This window comes from Herbiconiux sp. A18JL235 (assembly GCF_040939305.1).
Classification (GTDB): domain Bacteria; phylum Actinomycetota; class Actinomycetes; order Actinomycetales; family Microbacteriaceae; genus Herbiconiux.
Window position 1 is genome coordinate 1,621,358 of record NZ_CP162511.1, and the last position, 12,352, is coordinate 1,633,709.

Sequence of the window (12,352 nt, forward strand, 5' to 3'; positions counted from 1 at the left end):
CGCTATGGAGTTCGGATGTGCGTGCGGGCGGATGGAGCCTCCATGGCGTGCCGGGCTCGATCTCCATCCGCTTCGGAGGGGGCGGAGGTGGGACACGGCGAAGGACGGAGCTTCGGGCCCGAAACACCGAACGACGGAGTCTCGACCCGGTGAAGGGCTGAGACTCCGTCGTTCGGAGGAGGCGCGAGAGGTGCCAGCGGCGCCGCCGCGCGAGCAGCGCGCGGCTGCGGCGCCGCCGCGCGCTACTTCGCGGCCGGCGGCCGCGTCATCGAGAGCACGTCGAGGGCGGTGTCGAGCTGCTCGAGGGTGACCTCGCCGCGCTCGACGAAGCCGAGGTCGATGACGGCCTCGCGCACCGTGATGCCGCGCGCCACCGAGTGCTTGGCGATCTTCGCCGCCGCCTCGTACCCGATGATGCGGTTGAGCGGCGTGACGATCGACGGCGACGACTCGGCGAGGGCGCGAGCACGCTCCACGTTCACCTCGAGGCCGTCGACGGTCTTGTCGGCAAGCAGCACCGCCGAGTTCGCCAGCAGGCGGATCGACTCGAGCAGTGCCGTGCCCATCACCGGGATCGCCACGTTCAGCTCGAACGCCCCCGACGCGCCCGACCACGCGATCGACGCGTCGTTGCCGATCACCCGCGACGCCACCATGAGCACCGCTTCGGGGATGACGGGGTTGACCTTGCCGGGCATGATCGACGACCCGGGCTGCAGGTCGGGGATGTGCAGCTCGCCGATTCCCGTGTTCGGGCCCGAGCCCATCCAGCGCAGGTCGTTGCAGATCTTGGTCAGCGACACCGCGAGCACGCGAAGGGCGCCGGATGCCTCGACCAGCGAGTCGCGCGCACCCTGCGCCTCGAAGTGGTCGCGTGCCTCGGTGATGGGGAGCCCGGTCTCCTCGGCGAGCAGCGAGATGACGAGCTGCGGGAAACCGGCGGGCGTGTTGATGCCGGTGCCGACGGCGGTGCCGCCGAGCGGCACCTCGGCGACGCGCGGCAGCGCCGACTTCACGCGTTCGATGCCGAGGCGGATCTGCGCGGCGTAACCGCCGAACTCCTGGCCGAGGGTGACGGGCGTGGCGTCCATGAGGTGGGTGCGGCCCGACTTCACGACGGTGGCCCAGAGCGTCGACTTCGCCTCGAGTGCCTCGGCGAGGTGCTCGAGCGAGGGGATGAGGTCGTGGATGAGTGCGCCCGTCACAGCGACGTGCACCGAGGTGGGGAAGACATCGTTCGACGACTGCGAGGCGTTCACGTGGTCGTTCGGGTGCACCTTCGAGCCGAGCGAGGCCGACGCGAGGGAGGACAGCACCTCGTTCATGTTCATGTTCGACGAGGTGCCCGACCCGGTCTGGTACACGTCGATCGGGAAGTCGGTGCCGTCGAACTCGCCGGTGACCACGCGGTCGGCAGCGGCGGCGATCGCGTCGGCGATTCCCTGGTCGAGCACGCCGAGACGGGCGTTGGCGATGGCCGCTGCCTTCTTGATGCGGGCGAGGGCGGCGATCTGAGCGGGCTCGAGGCCGTCACCCGAGACGGGGAAGTTCTCGACGGCCCGCTGCGTCTGCGCGCCGTAGAGCGCCGAGGCCGGAACCCTCACCTCGCCCATCGTGTCGTGCTCGATGCGGAATTCGGTGCTGGGAGCGTTGTCCACCACTGTGTGGTCGTCCTTTCCTCGTCGCTGCCGCGGGTGGCAGCTGGTGTGTTGTGGCTGTTCGGAAGAGTGCGGATGTTCGGAAAAGAGAGCGCGAGCCTCGGCTCGACGAGATCAGAGGTCGCCGATGGAGACGTGGGACACGGCGCGGCCTTCCGCCAGGCGGTAGTTCGCGCCCACGATGCCGAGACGACCCTCGGCGACGGCGGCGCTGATGATCTCCGACGATTCCAGCAGCTTGCCCACGGTCGCCCGCAGGTGCGCCTTGCCGACGGCCCCCGCATCCGGTTCGCTGACGAGGGCGCCCTCGGCGTCGCGCTCGGGGGAGAGCTGGGAGATGGCCGGCACGATCTGCTCGACGAGCCCGCGGATGTGACCGGGCAGGGGAGCGGCGCCGGGCAGCTGCGAGTCGATGGCGGCACGCACCGCACCGCAGGAGTCGTGGCCGAGCACCACGATGAGCGAGACGCCGAGCACCTCGACCGCGTACTCCAGGCTGCCGAGCGCCGAATCGGAGACGACCTGGCCGGCGTTCCGCACCACGAACAGGTCGCCGAGGCCGAGGTCGAAGATGATCTCGGCAGCGAGGCGCGAGTCGCTGCAGCCGAACAGGGCGGCGCGGGGCGTCTGGGAGGCGGTGAGCGTCGACCGGGTCTCCACGTCTTGCCGCGGATGCTTCGGGGTGCCGCCGACGAATCGTGCGTTTCCGCGCTGCATCGTCGCCCACACGCGGGCCGGGGTGGTGGGCTCCGGGTCGGTCGCGAAATCGCTGTCGGGCGGGGTCATCCGTTGTCCTCCGTGGTGTCGTCGGCGGGTGCCGTGGCGGGCTGATCGCGCAGGTTGCCGGTGATCGACGCCGCGACCTCGGCGATCTCGGCGTCGTCGGCGGTGCCGAAGACGATGTAGGTGGTGGGGCCCGACTCCGCGGTGAGCGCGTACTCCACATTGCCGAGGTCGGTGCCGCCGGCAGCGGTGGCGCGGTTGTCGTAGACGGTCCAGGAGACTCCGTCGATGTCGACGGTGCCGGTCGCGAGCCCACGGCCCACCTGCTCCGACACCCAGCTGGGGTTGGCGTTCAGAGCCTGGGTGAGCCCGACGTACTCGTCGCTAGGAGTGATGAGCCCGATGTACCACGACACCACGTCGTCGGCCGTGGCCGTGCGCAGTTCTGCGGCGTTCGACGTCCAGCCCTCGGGCAGCTCGGGCACCGCGAGGGGCACCGGCACGGCGTTCTGGGCACTGGCGGCGACCTGGGCGAAGTCGACGGGCTGCAGCAGTGACTCCTCGGAGCGCGGCACGAGGAAGACGATGGCGGCGACCAGCCCCACGGAGACCAGGAGGGCGTAGAGCAGGTTGCGCAGCGTCTTGCGGTCGCGGTAGAGCCGCGACTGCTCGGCCTTGCGGGCTGCCTCCTCCTCGGGAGTCTCCGGCCGGCCCAGTTCGGCGACGACGCGCCGCTCGGTGTTCTTCGCCATTTCGCCGCCTACTCGCCGGCCGACTTGCGGGCGGCGTCCAGCCGCTCCCTGGCGCCGAGCAGCCACTCCTCGCAGCGCGTGGCGAGCGCTTCGCCGCGCTCCCAGAGGGCGAGCGACTGCTCGAGGGTCGAGGAACCCTGCTCGAGCTCTCCTACCACCCGGATGAGCTCGTCGCGAGCCTCTTCATAGCTCAGCGTCTGCACGTCGGACGCGGGCGTGGTGGGCATGTATACAATCCTAACGTTTCGAGGTCACCGGTCGCTGCGAGCGCCCGACGACACGGCGTCGAAGGCTCCCTCGGCCACGGTGACGGTGAGGGAGGCGCCCGCGGGCGCCGCATCCGCTTGTCGCACGATGTGACCGCCGCCGTCTTGCACGATGGCGTAGCCGCGGTCGAGCGTGCGCTGGGGCGAGAGCGCCCGCAGGTGCCCTGCCAGCTCGCGCACCCGGTCACTCTCGCGCTCGATGACGCGGGTGACGAGCTCGTCGCCGCGAGCGACGAAGCGGGTGAGGTCTTCTGAGCGGGAGTCGACGATCCACCGCGGGTTGGCGAGCGCCGGCCTGGACCGGATCTGCTCCACCCGGTCGACCTGCACCGACACGAGGTGAGCGATCCGGCTCCGGATGCGCGACCTGGCCTGGTCGACCCGGCTCAGCTCTTCGCCGACGTCGGGAACGACCCGCTTGGCGGCGTCGGTGGGGGTCGAGGCGCGCAGATCGGCGACCAGGTCAAGCAGCGGGGTGTCGGCCTCGTGGCCGATGGCGCTGACGATGGGAGTGGTCGCGGCCGCCGCGGCCCGCACCACCGCCTCGTCGCTGAACCCGAGGAGGTTCTGGAAGTCGCCGCCGCCGCGGGCAACGATGATGACGTCGACGGCGGGGTCGGCGTCGAGCCGGGCGATGGCCCTGGCCACCTCGCGCGCCGTGCGGTCGCCCTGCACGGCCGTGTGCACGACCTCGAAGCGCACCGAGGGCCAGCGCAGCTGGGCGTTGCGCAGCACGTCTTTCTCGGCGTCGCTGTCTTTGCCGGTGATGAGTCCGACGCCGCTGGGGAGGAAGGGGAGGGGGCGCTTGCGCTCGGGCGCGAACAGTCCCTCCGCGGCGAGCTGTGCCCTGAGCTTCTCGAGGCGCTCGAGCAGATCGCCGAGGCCCACGTGGCGCATGTCGAAGACCTGCATGGTGAGCGTGCCGCCGCGCACCCAGTAGTTCGGCTTGATGAGCGCGATGACGTGGTCGCCCTGCTTGAGGTCGGCGGGGATCTTCGCCCGCACCGACGACCACACCGTGAAGCCGATGGTGGCGTCGCCCGTGAGGTCTTTCAGCTTGCCGTAGACGTTGCCTCCCGACACGCCCCACTGGGTGATTTCTCCCTCCACCCACGCGGTGCCGAGCCGGTCGATGTAGGCGCGCACCTTCTGCGCGAGCTCGCCCACGGGCCACGGGTTCTCGAGCGTGGGCGGGCCCGAGACGAAGGCGGGCGTCTCGCTCACGGTGAATCTCCTTCAGGGGGGTCGGCAGGGGAGTGGTCGGCGGGGACAGGCGACGACGGCGGAACCGGCGTTGCATGATCGGCCGCCGCACAGTCAGGCCGACGTAGACTTCCAGGGTGAGCACTGCGACGACCATCAGCCTGCCCATGCCGAGAATCCCCGGCGCGCGCAACCGGCTCAAGGATAACCCTGTGGCCGGTCAGAAGCGTGTGCTCCTCGCCGCCCCCCGGGGGTACTGTGCAGGAGTCGACCGCGCGGTGGTGGCTGTGGAGAAGGCACTCGAGAACTACGGCGCCCCGGTCTACGTGCGCAAGCAGATCGTTCACAACGTGCACGTGGTCTCCACGCTCGAGAAGCGTGGCGCCATCTTCGTCGACGAGGTCGACGAAGTGCCCGAGGGCGCCCACGTCGTCTTCTCGGCCCACGGCGTTTCGCCGGCGGTGGTGCAGGGTGCCGCCGATCGCGGCCTCCAGGCCATCGATGCCACCTGCCCGCTCGTCACCAAGGTGCACCGCGAGGCCGTGCGCTTCGCCCGCGACGACTTCGAGATCCTCCTCATCGGCCACGAGGGCCACGAAGAGGTGGAGGGCACTGCAGGCGAGGCGCCTGAGCACATCACCCTGGTCAACAGCCCGGATGCTGTGGACGACATCGAGGTGAAAGACCCCGACAAGGTGGTGTGGCTGTCGCAGACCACTCTCTCGGTCGACGAGACCATGGAGACGGTGCGCCGGCTGCGCCAGAAGTTCCCGAACCTGCAAGACCCGCCCTCCGACGACATCTGCTATGCCACGCAGAACCGCCAGGTCGCGATCAAGAAGGTGGCGCAGGGAGCCGACCTCGTGATCGTCGTCGGCTCGGCGAATTCGTCGAACTCGGTGCGTCTCGTCGAGGTCGCTCTCGAGTACGGCGCCAAGGCTGCCTACCGCGTCGACTACGCGCACGAGGTCAAGCAGGAGTGGCTCGACGGCGTCGAGACCGTCGGCGTCACCTCCGGCGCCTCCGTGCCCGAGGTGCTCGTGCAGGAGCTGCTCGACGACCTCGCGGGTGCGGGCTACGGCGAGATCGAGACCGTGCAGACGGCGGAGGAAGACCTCGTGTTCTCGCTCCCCAAAGAACTGCGTCGCGACACCTCGGGCAAGCGCGACTCGCGCGCCCTCGGCGGCCGTCACCGCGCCTGAGCCGCCCGCGGCTGGGTGCGAGCTACGGCGCCGTGCGCAGCAGCCCGTCCATGAGCGCGGGGTCGGCGGTCATGGCGATCGTGTACACGACAAGGCTGATGACGAACGCCACGACGGCGCCGATCAGCGGGATGAAGAACGCCAGCTTGTTCGCTCGCAGGCGCCGCAGCGAGTACAGCACGGTGAGGGCGAAGGTGAGCAGGGTGAGCACGCCTCCGGTGACGCCCGCCGAGTTGGCGGTGTCGTAGGCGGTGTAGGTGCCCGGGATGCCGAGAATGTCCATGGCTTGCTGCAGCGCCGCCGGCAGGCTGAACATGCCGAACGCCGTGTTGACGCTCCAGAACGCGCCGATCACGAGCAGCACGAGCGTGGCGATGCGGTCGCCGTTGCGACGGGGCACGGGGGCCGATCCGGGAACCTCGGTTCCCGGTGCCGGCGCCGCCCACTGCTGCGGCTGCTGCGGCTGCGACGGGTTCGGGCCGACGGGCGCGCCGACGGGCGCGGCCGGGGGAGCCGGCGGAGCGCTCTCGGGCTGCCGCTCCTGAGGCGGCTGCCACACCCAGCCTTCGGGTGCGAGCTCTCCGTACTTCGGCTTCGGTCGTTCGTCGCTCACGCGGGGTGACGCATCCTTCTGATCGATCGTTGTTCTGACAGGGGAGACGGATGCTGCGCCGACCAGACCCGGCGCAGCATCCGTTCTCTCACTTCGAGGAGTGGCCGGCCGAGCCGAGCTGCTGCGTGGCCTCGACCACACGGGCGGCCATGGCGGTCTCGGCGACCTTGCCCCAGGCGCGGGGGTCGTACTGCTTCTTGTTGCCGACCTCGCCGTCGATCTTCAGCACGCCCTCGTAGCCGGTGAACATGCTGCCGGCGATGGAGCGGGTGAAGGCGTACTGGGTGTCGGTGTCGATGTTCATCTTCACGACGCCGTTCGCGACGGCCTCCGCGATCTCGGCGTCGGTCGATCCCGAGCCGCCGTGGAAGACGAGGTCGAGCGGCTTCGGGCCGTGGCCGTACTTGGCCGCGAGGCCGTCCTGGATCTCCTTCAGCAGCTCGGGGCGAAGCTTCACGTTGCCGGGCTTGTAGACGCCGTGCACGTTGCCGAAGGTGAGGGCGGCCATGTAGCGGCCGTTCTCGCCGAGCCCGAGGGCCTCGACCGTCTTGATGGCGTCGTCGAGCGTGGTGTAGAGGTGCTCGTTGATGTCGTGGCTGACGCCGTCTTCCTCGCCGCCGACGACGCCGATCTCGACCTCGAGGATGGCGTTGATGGCCTTGGTGCGCTTCAGCATGTCTTCGGCGATGCGGAGGTTGTCGTCGAGCGGGATGGCCGAGCCGTCCCACATGTGCGACTGGAAGATCGGGTTGCGGCCGGCCTTGACCTCCTCCTCCGAGGCGGCGATGAGGGGCATCACGAAGTCGGCGAGGGCGGGCTCGGGGCAGTGGTCGGTGTGCAGAGCGACCTTGACCGAGTAGTTCTTGGCGACCTCGTGGGCGAAGGCGGCGAAGGCGAGGGCGCCGGTGGCGCGAGCCTTCACGGTGTGCCCGGCGAAGTAGTCGGCACCTCCGGTGGTGACCTGGATGATGCCGTCGGAACCGGCTTCGGCCAGGCCCTGCAGCACCGCGTTCAGGGTCTGCGACGAGGAGACGTTGACGGCGGGGTAGGCGAAGCCGCCTGCCTTCGCCTTGTCGAGCATCTCTGCGTACTCATCGGGGGTTGCAATGGGCATGTCATCTCCTTTGGTGGGCGCGGAAGCGTCGCGCCGGCCGGTGCCGTTCGGTTCCGAGTCTAGCGATGCGCGCCCGGCCGCCGAGGTGCCGCCGGGGCTCTAGCCTGGAAGCTCCGACCCTTCTGCCAGGAGGCCGCGCCATGAAGACCGTCATCCTCGACGACGACCCCACCGGAACGCAGTCGGCCTCGAACGTCCCTGTGCTGTTCGCGACCTCGGCAGACCCGCTCGACTCGGCACTCCTGGTCGAGGTTCTCGAGCAGCACGACAGCGTGTACCTCCTCACCAACTCGAGGGCGGTCGACGAGCCGGCCGCGGTCTCGCTCGTGACGCGCATCCGCGAGCAGAGCCTCCTCGCCGGCGAGGCCCTCCGCGAGGAGGTGCAGTTCGTGCTGCGCGGCGACTCGACGTTGCGCGGGCACGTCTTCGCCGAGAGCGAGGTGTTCCTCGAGGCGGATGCGGATGCGGTGCTCGTCTTCGTTCCCGCGTTCCCCGACGGCGGGCGCACCACCGTCGACGGGGTGCACTACGTCTCGGTGAACGGGGAGACGCTCCCGGCCGACGAGACCGAGTTCGCCGACGACCCGGTGTTCCCGTTCGAGACGGCACGCCTCGTCGACTACGTGGCGGCGAAGTCGTCGCGGGCGGCTGTGCCGTTCCCGCTCGCGCGTGTGCGGTCGGAGCCTGGTGCACTCGCGGCGCTGCTGTCTTCTGCCCCTGCGGGGTCGGTGGTGGTTCCGGATGCGGAGACGAACGACGACATCCGGTCGATCGCGCGGGCCGTCGGCCAGGCCCGCCGGGGTGGTCGCGCCGTGGTCGTGCGGAGCGCGTCGCCGCTTGCCGCGGCGCTGGCGGGCGTGGAGAGCGTCGGGCTGCTCCCTGTGCCGCTCGTCTCGGAGCCGGTCGCGACGCTGCTCGTGTGCGGGTCGCACACGGCGGGGGCGACGGCCCAACTGGCCGAGGTGGCGCGGCTGTGGGGCGGGTTCTCGGTGATCGACACCGACCGCGCGCTCGTCGCGGCGGCCGCGGAGGGGCGGCGGGCGGCCGACGCCGCGCGCTCGGGGCTCGCATCCCGGTCGATGGCGGTCGTGACGACCGAGCGGGTGCGATCGACGTCGCACAACACACTCGGGCACGGGGAGCGGGTGATGGAGGCGCTCACCACCGCGGTGCGCGCGCTGCTGCCCGAGGTCGGTGTGGTGGTGTCGAAGGGCGGCATCACCTCGGCCGAGGTGGCCCGCGTGGGTCTCGGCGCCGGGTCGGCGACGGTGCTCGGGCAGGTGCTGCCCGGGGTGTCGGTGTGGCGGCTCACTGCGGTCGACGGACGGTCGTTGCTGTACGTCGTGGTGCCGGGGAACGTGGGCGACGACCGCACCTTGGTGCGCGTGCTCGACGCCCTCGGGGTGGATCCCTCTCGGTAGGGGTGGAGCCCTCCCGGTAGGGGTGGAGCCCTCCCGGTAGGCTTGAGACGGCACGGCACGGCGGCTCGCCGCCTCCCGGCGTACGTCACGGCGCGATCACGCGCTGATCTGATCTTGTTCTGGAAGGACAGCGATGACCGCGGACTCCGCACCCCTCTATGCCCACCCCGACCGCAACCTGGCGATGGAGCTGGTGCGCGCGACCGAAGCCGCCGCCATCCGCGCGCAGCCGTTCATCGGCAAGGGCGACAAGAACGCCGCCGACGGGGCGGCAGTCGACGCGATGCGCGCGTTCCTCGGCACCGTCGACTTCGACGGTGTGATCGTCATCGGCGAGGGGGAGAAAGACGAAGCGCCGATGCTCTTCAACGGCGAGCACGTCGGAACGGGCCGCGGGCCCTCCTGCGACATCGCCGTCGACCCCATCGACGGCACCTCGCTCACCGCGGCGGGGCGTCAGAACGCGATCTCCATGCTCGCGGTCTCCGACCGTGGCACCATGCTCGACGCATCGTCGGTGTTCTACATGAACAAGATCGTCACCGACGCCGACGGCATCGGGGTGATCGACATCGACCGGCCCATCGGCGACAACATCAGGGCGCTGGCGAAGGCGAAGGGCAAGGATGTCGGCGACATCCGCGTGGCCGTGCTCGACCGGCCGCGGCACGCGCAGCTGATCGACGAGATCCGTGCCGCCGGGGCCGGAACCCGGCTCATGCTCGACGGCGACGTGGCCGGTGGCATCAACGCGGCGCGGTACGGCACGCGCATCGACATGTGCGTGGGGATCGGCGGCAGCCCCGAGGGTGTCGCCACGGCGTGCGCCATCAAGGCGCTCGGCGGGTTCATTCAGACGCGGCTCGCCCCGAAGGACGACGAGGAACGTCAGAAGGGCATCGACGCCGGGCTCGACATCGACAAGCTGTTCACCGCCGACGACTTGGTGAAGGGCGACAACACCTTCTTCGTCGCGACGGGTGTGACCGACGGTGGCCTCGTCGCCGGCGTGAAGCGTCTCGGCCCCATCATCCGCACCGAGTCGATCGTGCTGCGCTCGCACTCGGGCACCATCCGCCGTATCGAGGCCGACCACCTGCTGGAGAAGTGGCTCTAGCGGCCGTTCCGGCCCGGTGAGGTCGCGGGCGGGCCACCGAGCCCGCATGAGGGGCGTCTCCCCGTGTGGTGCCTGCCGCCGCCCAGGTGGGCGGCGGCCGCCCAGCTGGGCGCGATGTCGGCCTGGCGCGGTGCCGGCCCACAGGGGAGAGCCCGAAAGGGACTCGGGGATGTGCGTCGCCGGCGGGCCCGGAGACGACGAAGCCGCCCGGTTCGTGTCGAGCCTGGGCGGCATCGTTGATGTGATGGATTGTCGCGCGACCTGTCCCGAGGCTGGTCGCGCGCCCTGGGGTTTCAGAGGAGGCGGGGGCCCGTGGTGCCGGTGGGGCGGTCGTCGTCGAGGTCGATCTCGAGATCGACGACGAGGGCGTCGTGTTCGCGAGCGAGGTAGTCGGCGTCGCGGCGCGGAGCGCCGCCGCCGAGGGCGTCGAGTTCGGCGACCGTGCGCTCGACCTCGGCCGTGCGCTCCTCGTCGCTCTGCTCGATGGGCCCGGCCGTCTCTGACTCAGGTGCTGAATCGTTGCTGTCTGCCGCGACCCCGGCGCTCTCGTCGGCAGCGTCACCGGAGAGACGCTTCGCGCCTGGACGTGGAGTGCGGTTGGAGCCGCGGGCGCGCTTCGGAGCGCTGGTGTCGTCGCGGGTGGCGGAGTCGTTCGCGTGCGCGACCGCGTCGAGTGCCGCAGGGGTGGCCGCTTCGAGTTCGGCGAGCAGTTCGTGGCCCGCGATCTCGCGGGGCGACTCCTCGAGCGTGGTGAGCTCGGGGAAGAGGCTCTCGCTTGAGAGCGCGCCGAGCTTGCGCGCCGTGGGGAACACCTGACGTTCGAAGGAGCCGATGAAGGCGTTGTAGTCCTTCACCGTTCGGTCGATCGTGCGGCCGAGCTTGTCGATGTGGGTGGCCGTCTTGCCGAGGCGTGTGTAGAGCTGCTGGCTGAGGTCGAACAGCTGCCGCGCCTCTTGCGTGAGCACATCCTGCTGCCAGGAGAAGGCGACGGTCTTGAGCACCGACCAGAGGGTGACGGGCGAGGCCAGCGCGACGCGCTTGCCGAAGGCGAACTCCATGATGCCGGGGTCGGCCTCGAGGGCGCTCGACACCAGCGACTCGCTGGGGATGAAGGCGATGACGAGCTCGGGGGAGGCTTCGAGCCCGTTCCAGTACCCCTTGCTGCCGAGAGCCGTGATGTGGTCGCGCAGCGCCTTCACGTGCTTCTTCATGAGTTGGCTGCGGCGATCGCCCTCGGCGCCGGTTGCCGAGGCGGGGATGGCCGAGGCCTCGAGGTACGCGTCGAACGGCACCTTCGCGTCGACGGCGATGTTCTTGCCGCCCGGCAGGTGCACGACCATGTCGGGGCGCCCCGCGCCGGAGTCGCTCACGATGGAGGTCTGCACGTCGAAGTCGACCCGTTCGATGAGGCCGGCGGCCTCGACCACGCTGCGCAGCTGCGTCTCGCCCCACACGCCGCGCGTGCTGTTCGAGCGCAGTGCCGAGGCGAGCGACTCTGCGGTCGAGCGCAGCCGCTCCTCGGACTCGGTCGCCGACTTGAGCTGCTGCGACAGCTCGCCGTACTGCTGCTGGCGCTGGGCCTCGAGCTCGACGACCTTCGCCTGCACGGCCTTCAGGCTCTCCTGCACCGGGCTGAGGGCAACGAGCACCTTGCCGTCTTCTTCGACGCGGGCCGCCTCGGCCTCCTTGAGTGCCCGCAGGCGCTCCTGGAACTCGGTGAGACGCTCCTCCTGCGCCGCGATCTGCGCCCGGTACTGCTCGTCTTGCTGGGCGAGCCGCTGCCGGCTCTGCTCCTGCGCGAAGGCGAGCTGCTGCTCGAACTGCTGCCTGGCCGCTGCCGTCTGCTCGCGGTGGGCCGCGGCGACGGCCTCCGCCTGCTCGCGGTTTTGCGCGAGCTGCTCGCGGTGCGAGAGGGCCGTGGCCTCCGCCTGCTCGCGCAGTGCGAGGGCCGTGGCCTCGACGGCGGCGAGCCGAGCCTGGAGCGTCGAGCGTTCCTCGACCAGGTTCTCCACCTTCGTGCGCACACCCGCGAGGTCTGCGGTGCGCTCGGCCAGGGCGCTCTCGAGGGCGGGATCTGAGCCGACCCCTGCATCCGCTCTGCGAGCGCGGGCGACCAGCACGCCGCCGACTACGCCGAGGGCGAGGCCGATCACGAGACCGAGGAGGAGGGGGAGGAGGGCTTCCATGCAGCAAGTGTGGCAGGAGCCACCGACATCGGGTCGGCGGCTCGTCGCGGGGCCGTCGAAAACACCCTGTCCGGCGTCGGTGGCAGCATCTAGGCTT

At 70.4% G+C, this 12,352-nt stretch carries 10 protein-coding genes and 1 pseudogene; 3 read left to right on the forward strand and 8 right to left on the reverse strand.

The features are described 5' to 3' along the window. Positions 1 to 242: 242 nt before the first annotated feature. The 5 genes from ABFY20_RS07495 to xseA all read right to left on the reverse strand — a co-directional run bounded on the left by ABFY20_RS07495 (position 243) and on the right by xseA (position 4,623). A complete protein-coding gene (locus tag ABFY20_RS07495; protein ID WP_368499317.1) occupies positions 243 to 1,661 on the reverse strand; it encodes a class II fumarate hydratase in 1,419 nt (472 codons plus the stop codon). Between the two features lie 111 nt (positions 1,662 to 1,772). Continuing rightward, positions 1,773 to 2,444, reverse strand: coding sequence for a carbonic anhydrase (locus ABFY20_RS07500; RefSeq protein ID WP_368499318.1), 672 nt, complete (start codon positions 2,442 to 2,444; stop codon positions 1,773 to 1,775). After that, a complete protein-coding gene (locus tag ABFY20_RS07505; RefSeq protein ID WP_368499319.1) occupies positions 2,441 to 3,133 on the reverse strand; it encodes a DUF4245 domain-containing protein in 693 nt (230 codons plus the stop codon). Before ABFY20_RS07505 ends, ABFY20_RS07500 begins: the two co-directional genes overlap by 4 nt. 8 nt (positions 3,134 to 3,141) lie before the next feature. Continuing rightward, a complete protein-coding gene (locus ABFY20_RS07510; protein WP_368499320.1) occupies positions 3,142 to 3,360 on the reverse strand; it encodes an exodeoxyribonuclease VII small subunit in 219 nt (72 codons plus the stop codon). A gap of 24 nt (positions 3,361 to 3,384) precedes the next feature. After that, a complete protein-coding gene (xseA, locus tag ABFY20_RS07515; protein WP_368499321.1) occupies positions 3,385 to 4,623 on the reverse strand; it encodes an exodeoxyribonuclease VII large subunit in 1,239 nt (412 codons plus the stop codon). 146 nt (positions 4,624 to 4,769) lie between these two features. Between xseA and ABFY20_RS07520 the strand changes: the two genes are divergently transcribed. Next, the gene (locus ABFY20_RS07520) at positions 4,770 to 5,804 is read left to right on the forward strand and encodes a 4-hydroxy-3-methylbut-2-enyl diphosphate reductase (RefSeq protein WP_368499749.1); all 1,035 of its coding nucleotides are present in this window, start codon (positions 4,770 to 4,772) and stop codon (positions 5,802 to 5,804) included. A 22-nt stretch (positions 5,805 to 5,826) separates the two neighbouring features. Here ABFY20_RS07520 and ABFY20_RS07525 read toward each other — a convergent pair whose 3' ends face one another. Continuing rightward, positions 5,827 to 6,417 carry a DUF6264 family protein gene (locus ABFY20_RS07525; protein WP_368499322.1) on the reverse strand — a complete coding sequence of 197 codons (591 nt, stop codon included), beginning with the start codon at positions 6,415 to 6,417 and terminating at the stop codon, positions 5,827 to 5,829. A gap of 88 nt (positions 6,418 to 6,505) precedes the next feature. Continuing rightward, entirely contained in the window at positions 6,506 to 7,531 is a 1,026-nt protein-coding gene (gene fbaA / locus ABFY20_RS07530) for a class II fructose-bisphosphate aldolase (RefSeq protein WP_368499323.1), read from the reverse strand. A 140-nt stretch (positions 7,532 to 7,671) separates the two neighbouring features. On the opposite strand from fbaA, the gene ABFY20_RS07535 reads away from it, so the two are divergent. Both ABFY20_RS07535 and glpX read left to right on the forward strand, forming a co-directional pair. After that, on the forward strand, positions 7,672 to 8,952 hold the full coding sequence (locus ABFY20_RS07535; protein ID WP_368499324.1) for a four-carbon acid sugar kinase family protein: 1,281 nt from the start codon (positions 7,672 to 7,674) through the stop codon (positions 8,950 to 8,952). Positions 8,953 to 9,085: 133 nt separating this feature from the next. After that, positions 9,086 to 10,069: a class II fructose-bisphosphatase gene (glpX, locus tag ABFY20_RS07540; RefSeq protein WP_368499325.1), complete on the forward strand. Its 984-nt coding sequence runs from the start codon at positions 9,086 to 9,088 to the stop codon at positions 10,067 to 10,069. A gap of 698 nt (positions 10,070 to 10,767) precedes the next feature. Here the strand turns inward: glpX and rmuC are convergent. Then, a pseudogene (rmuC, locus tag ABFY20_RS07545) lies at positions 10,768 to 12,255 on the reverse strand (DNA recombination protein RmuC); the annotation flags it as partial. Positions 12,256 to 12,352: the final 97 nt, after the last annotated feature.

Bases quoted from the DNA above. Each gene is read 5' to 3' on its own strand.
- ABFY20_RS07500 (WP_368499318.1), bottom strand. From the start codon at position 2,444: ATGACCCCGCCCGACAGCGATTTCGCGACCGACCCGGAGCCCACCACC.
- ABFY20_RS07505 (WP_368499319.1), bottom strand. From the start codon at position 3,133: ATGGCGAAGAACACCGAGCGGCGCGTCGTCGCCGAACTGGGCCGGCCG.
- ABFY20_RS07510 (WP_368499320.1), bottom strand. From the start codon at position 3,360: ATGCCCACCACGCCCGCGTCCGACGTGCAGACGCTGAGCTATGAAGAG.
- ABFY20_RS07520 (WP_368499749.1), top strand. From the start codon at position 4,770: ATGCCGAGAATCCCCGGCGCGCGCAACCGGCTCAAGGATAACCCTGTG.
- fbaA (WP_368499323.1), bottom strand. From the start codon at position 7,531: ATGCCCATTGCAACCCCCGATGAGTACGCAGAGATGCTCGACAAGGCG.
- ABFY20_RS07535 (WP_368499324.1), top strand. From the start codon at position 7,672: ATGAAGACCGTCATCCTCGACGACGACCCCACCGGAACGCAGTCGGCC.
- glpX (WP_368499325.1), top strand. From the start codon at position 9,086: ATGACCGCGGACTCCGCACCCCTCTATGCCCACCCCGACCGCAACCTG.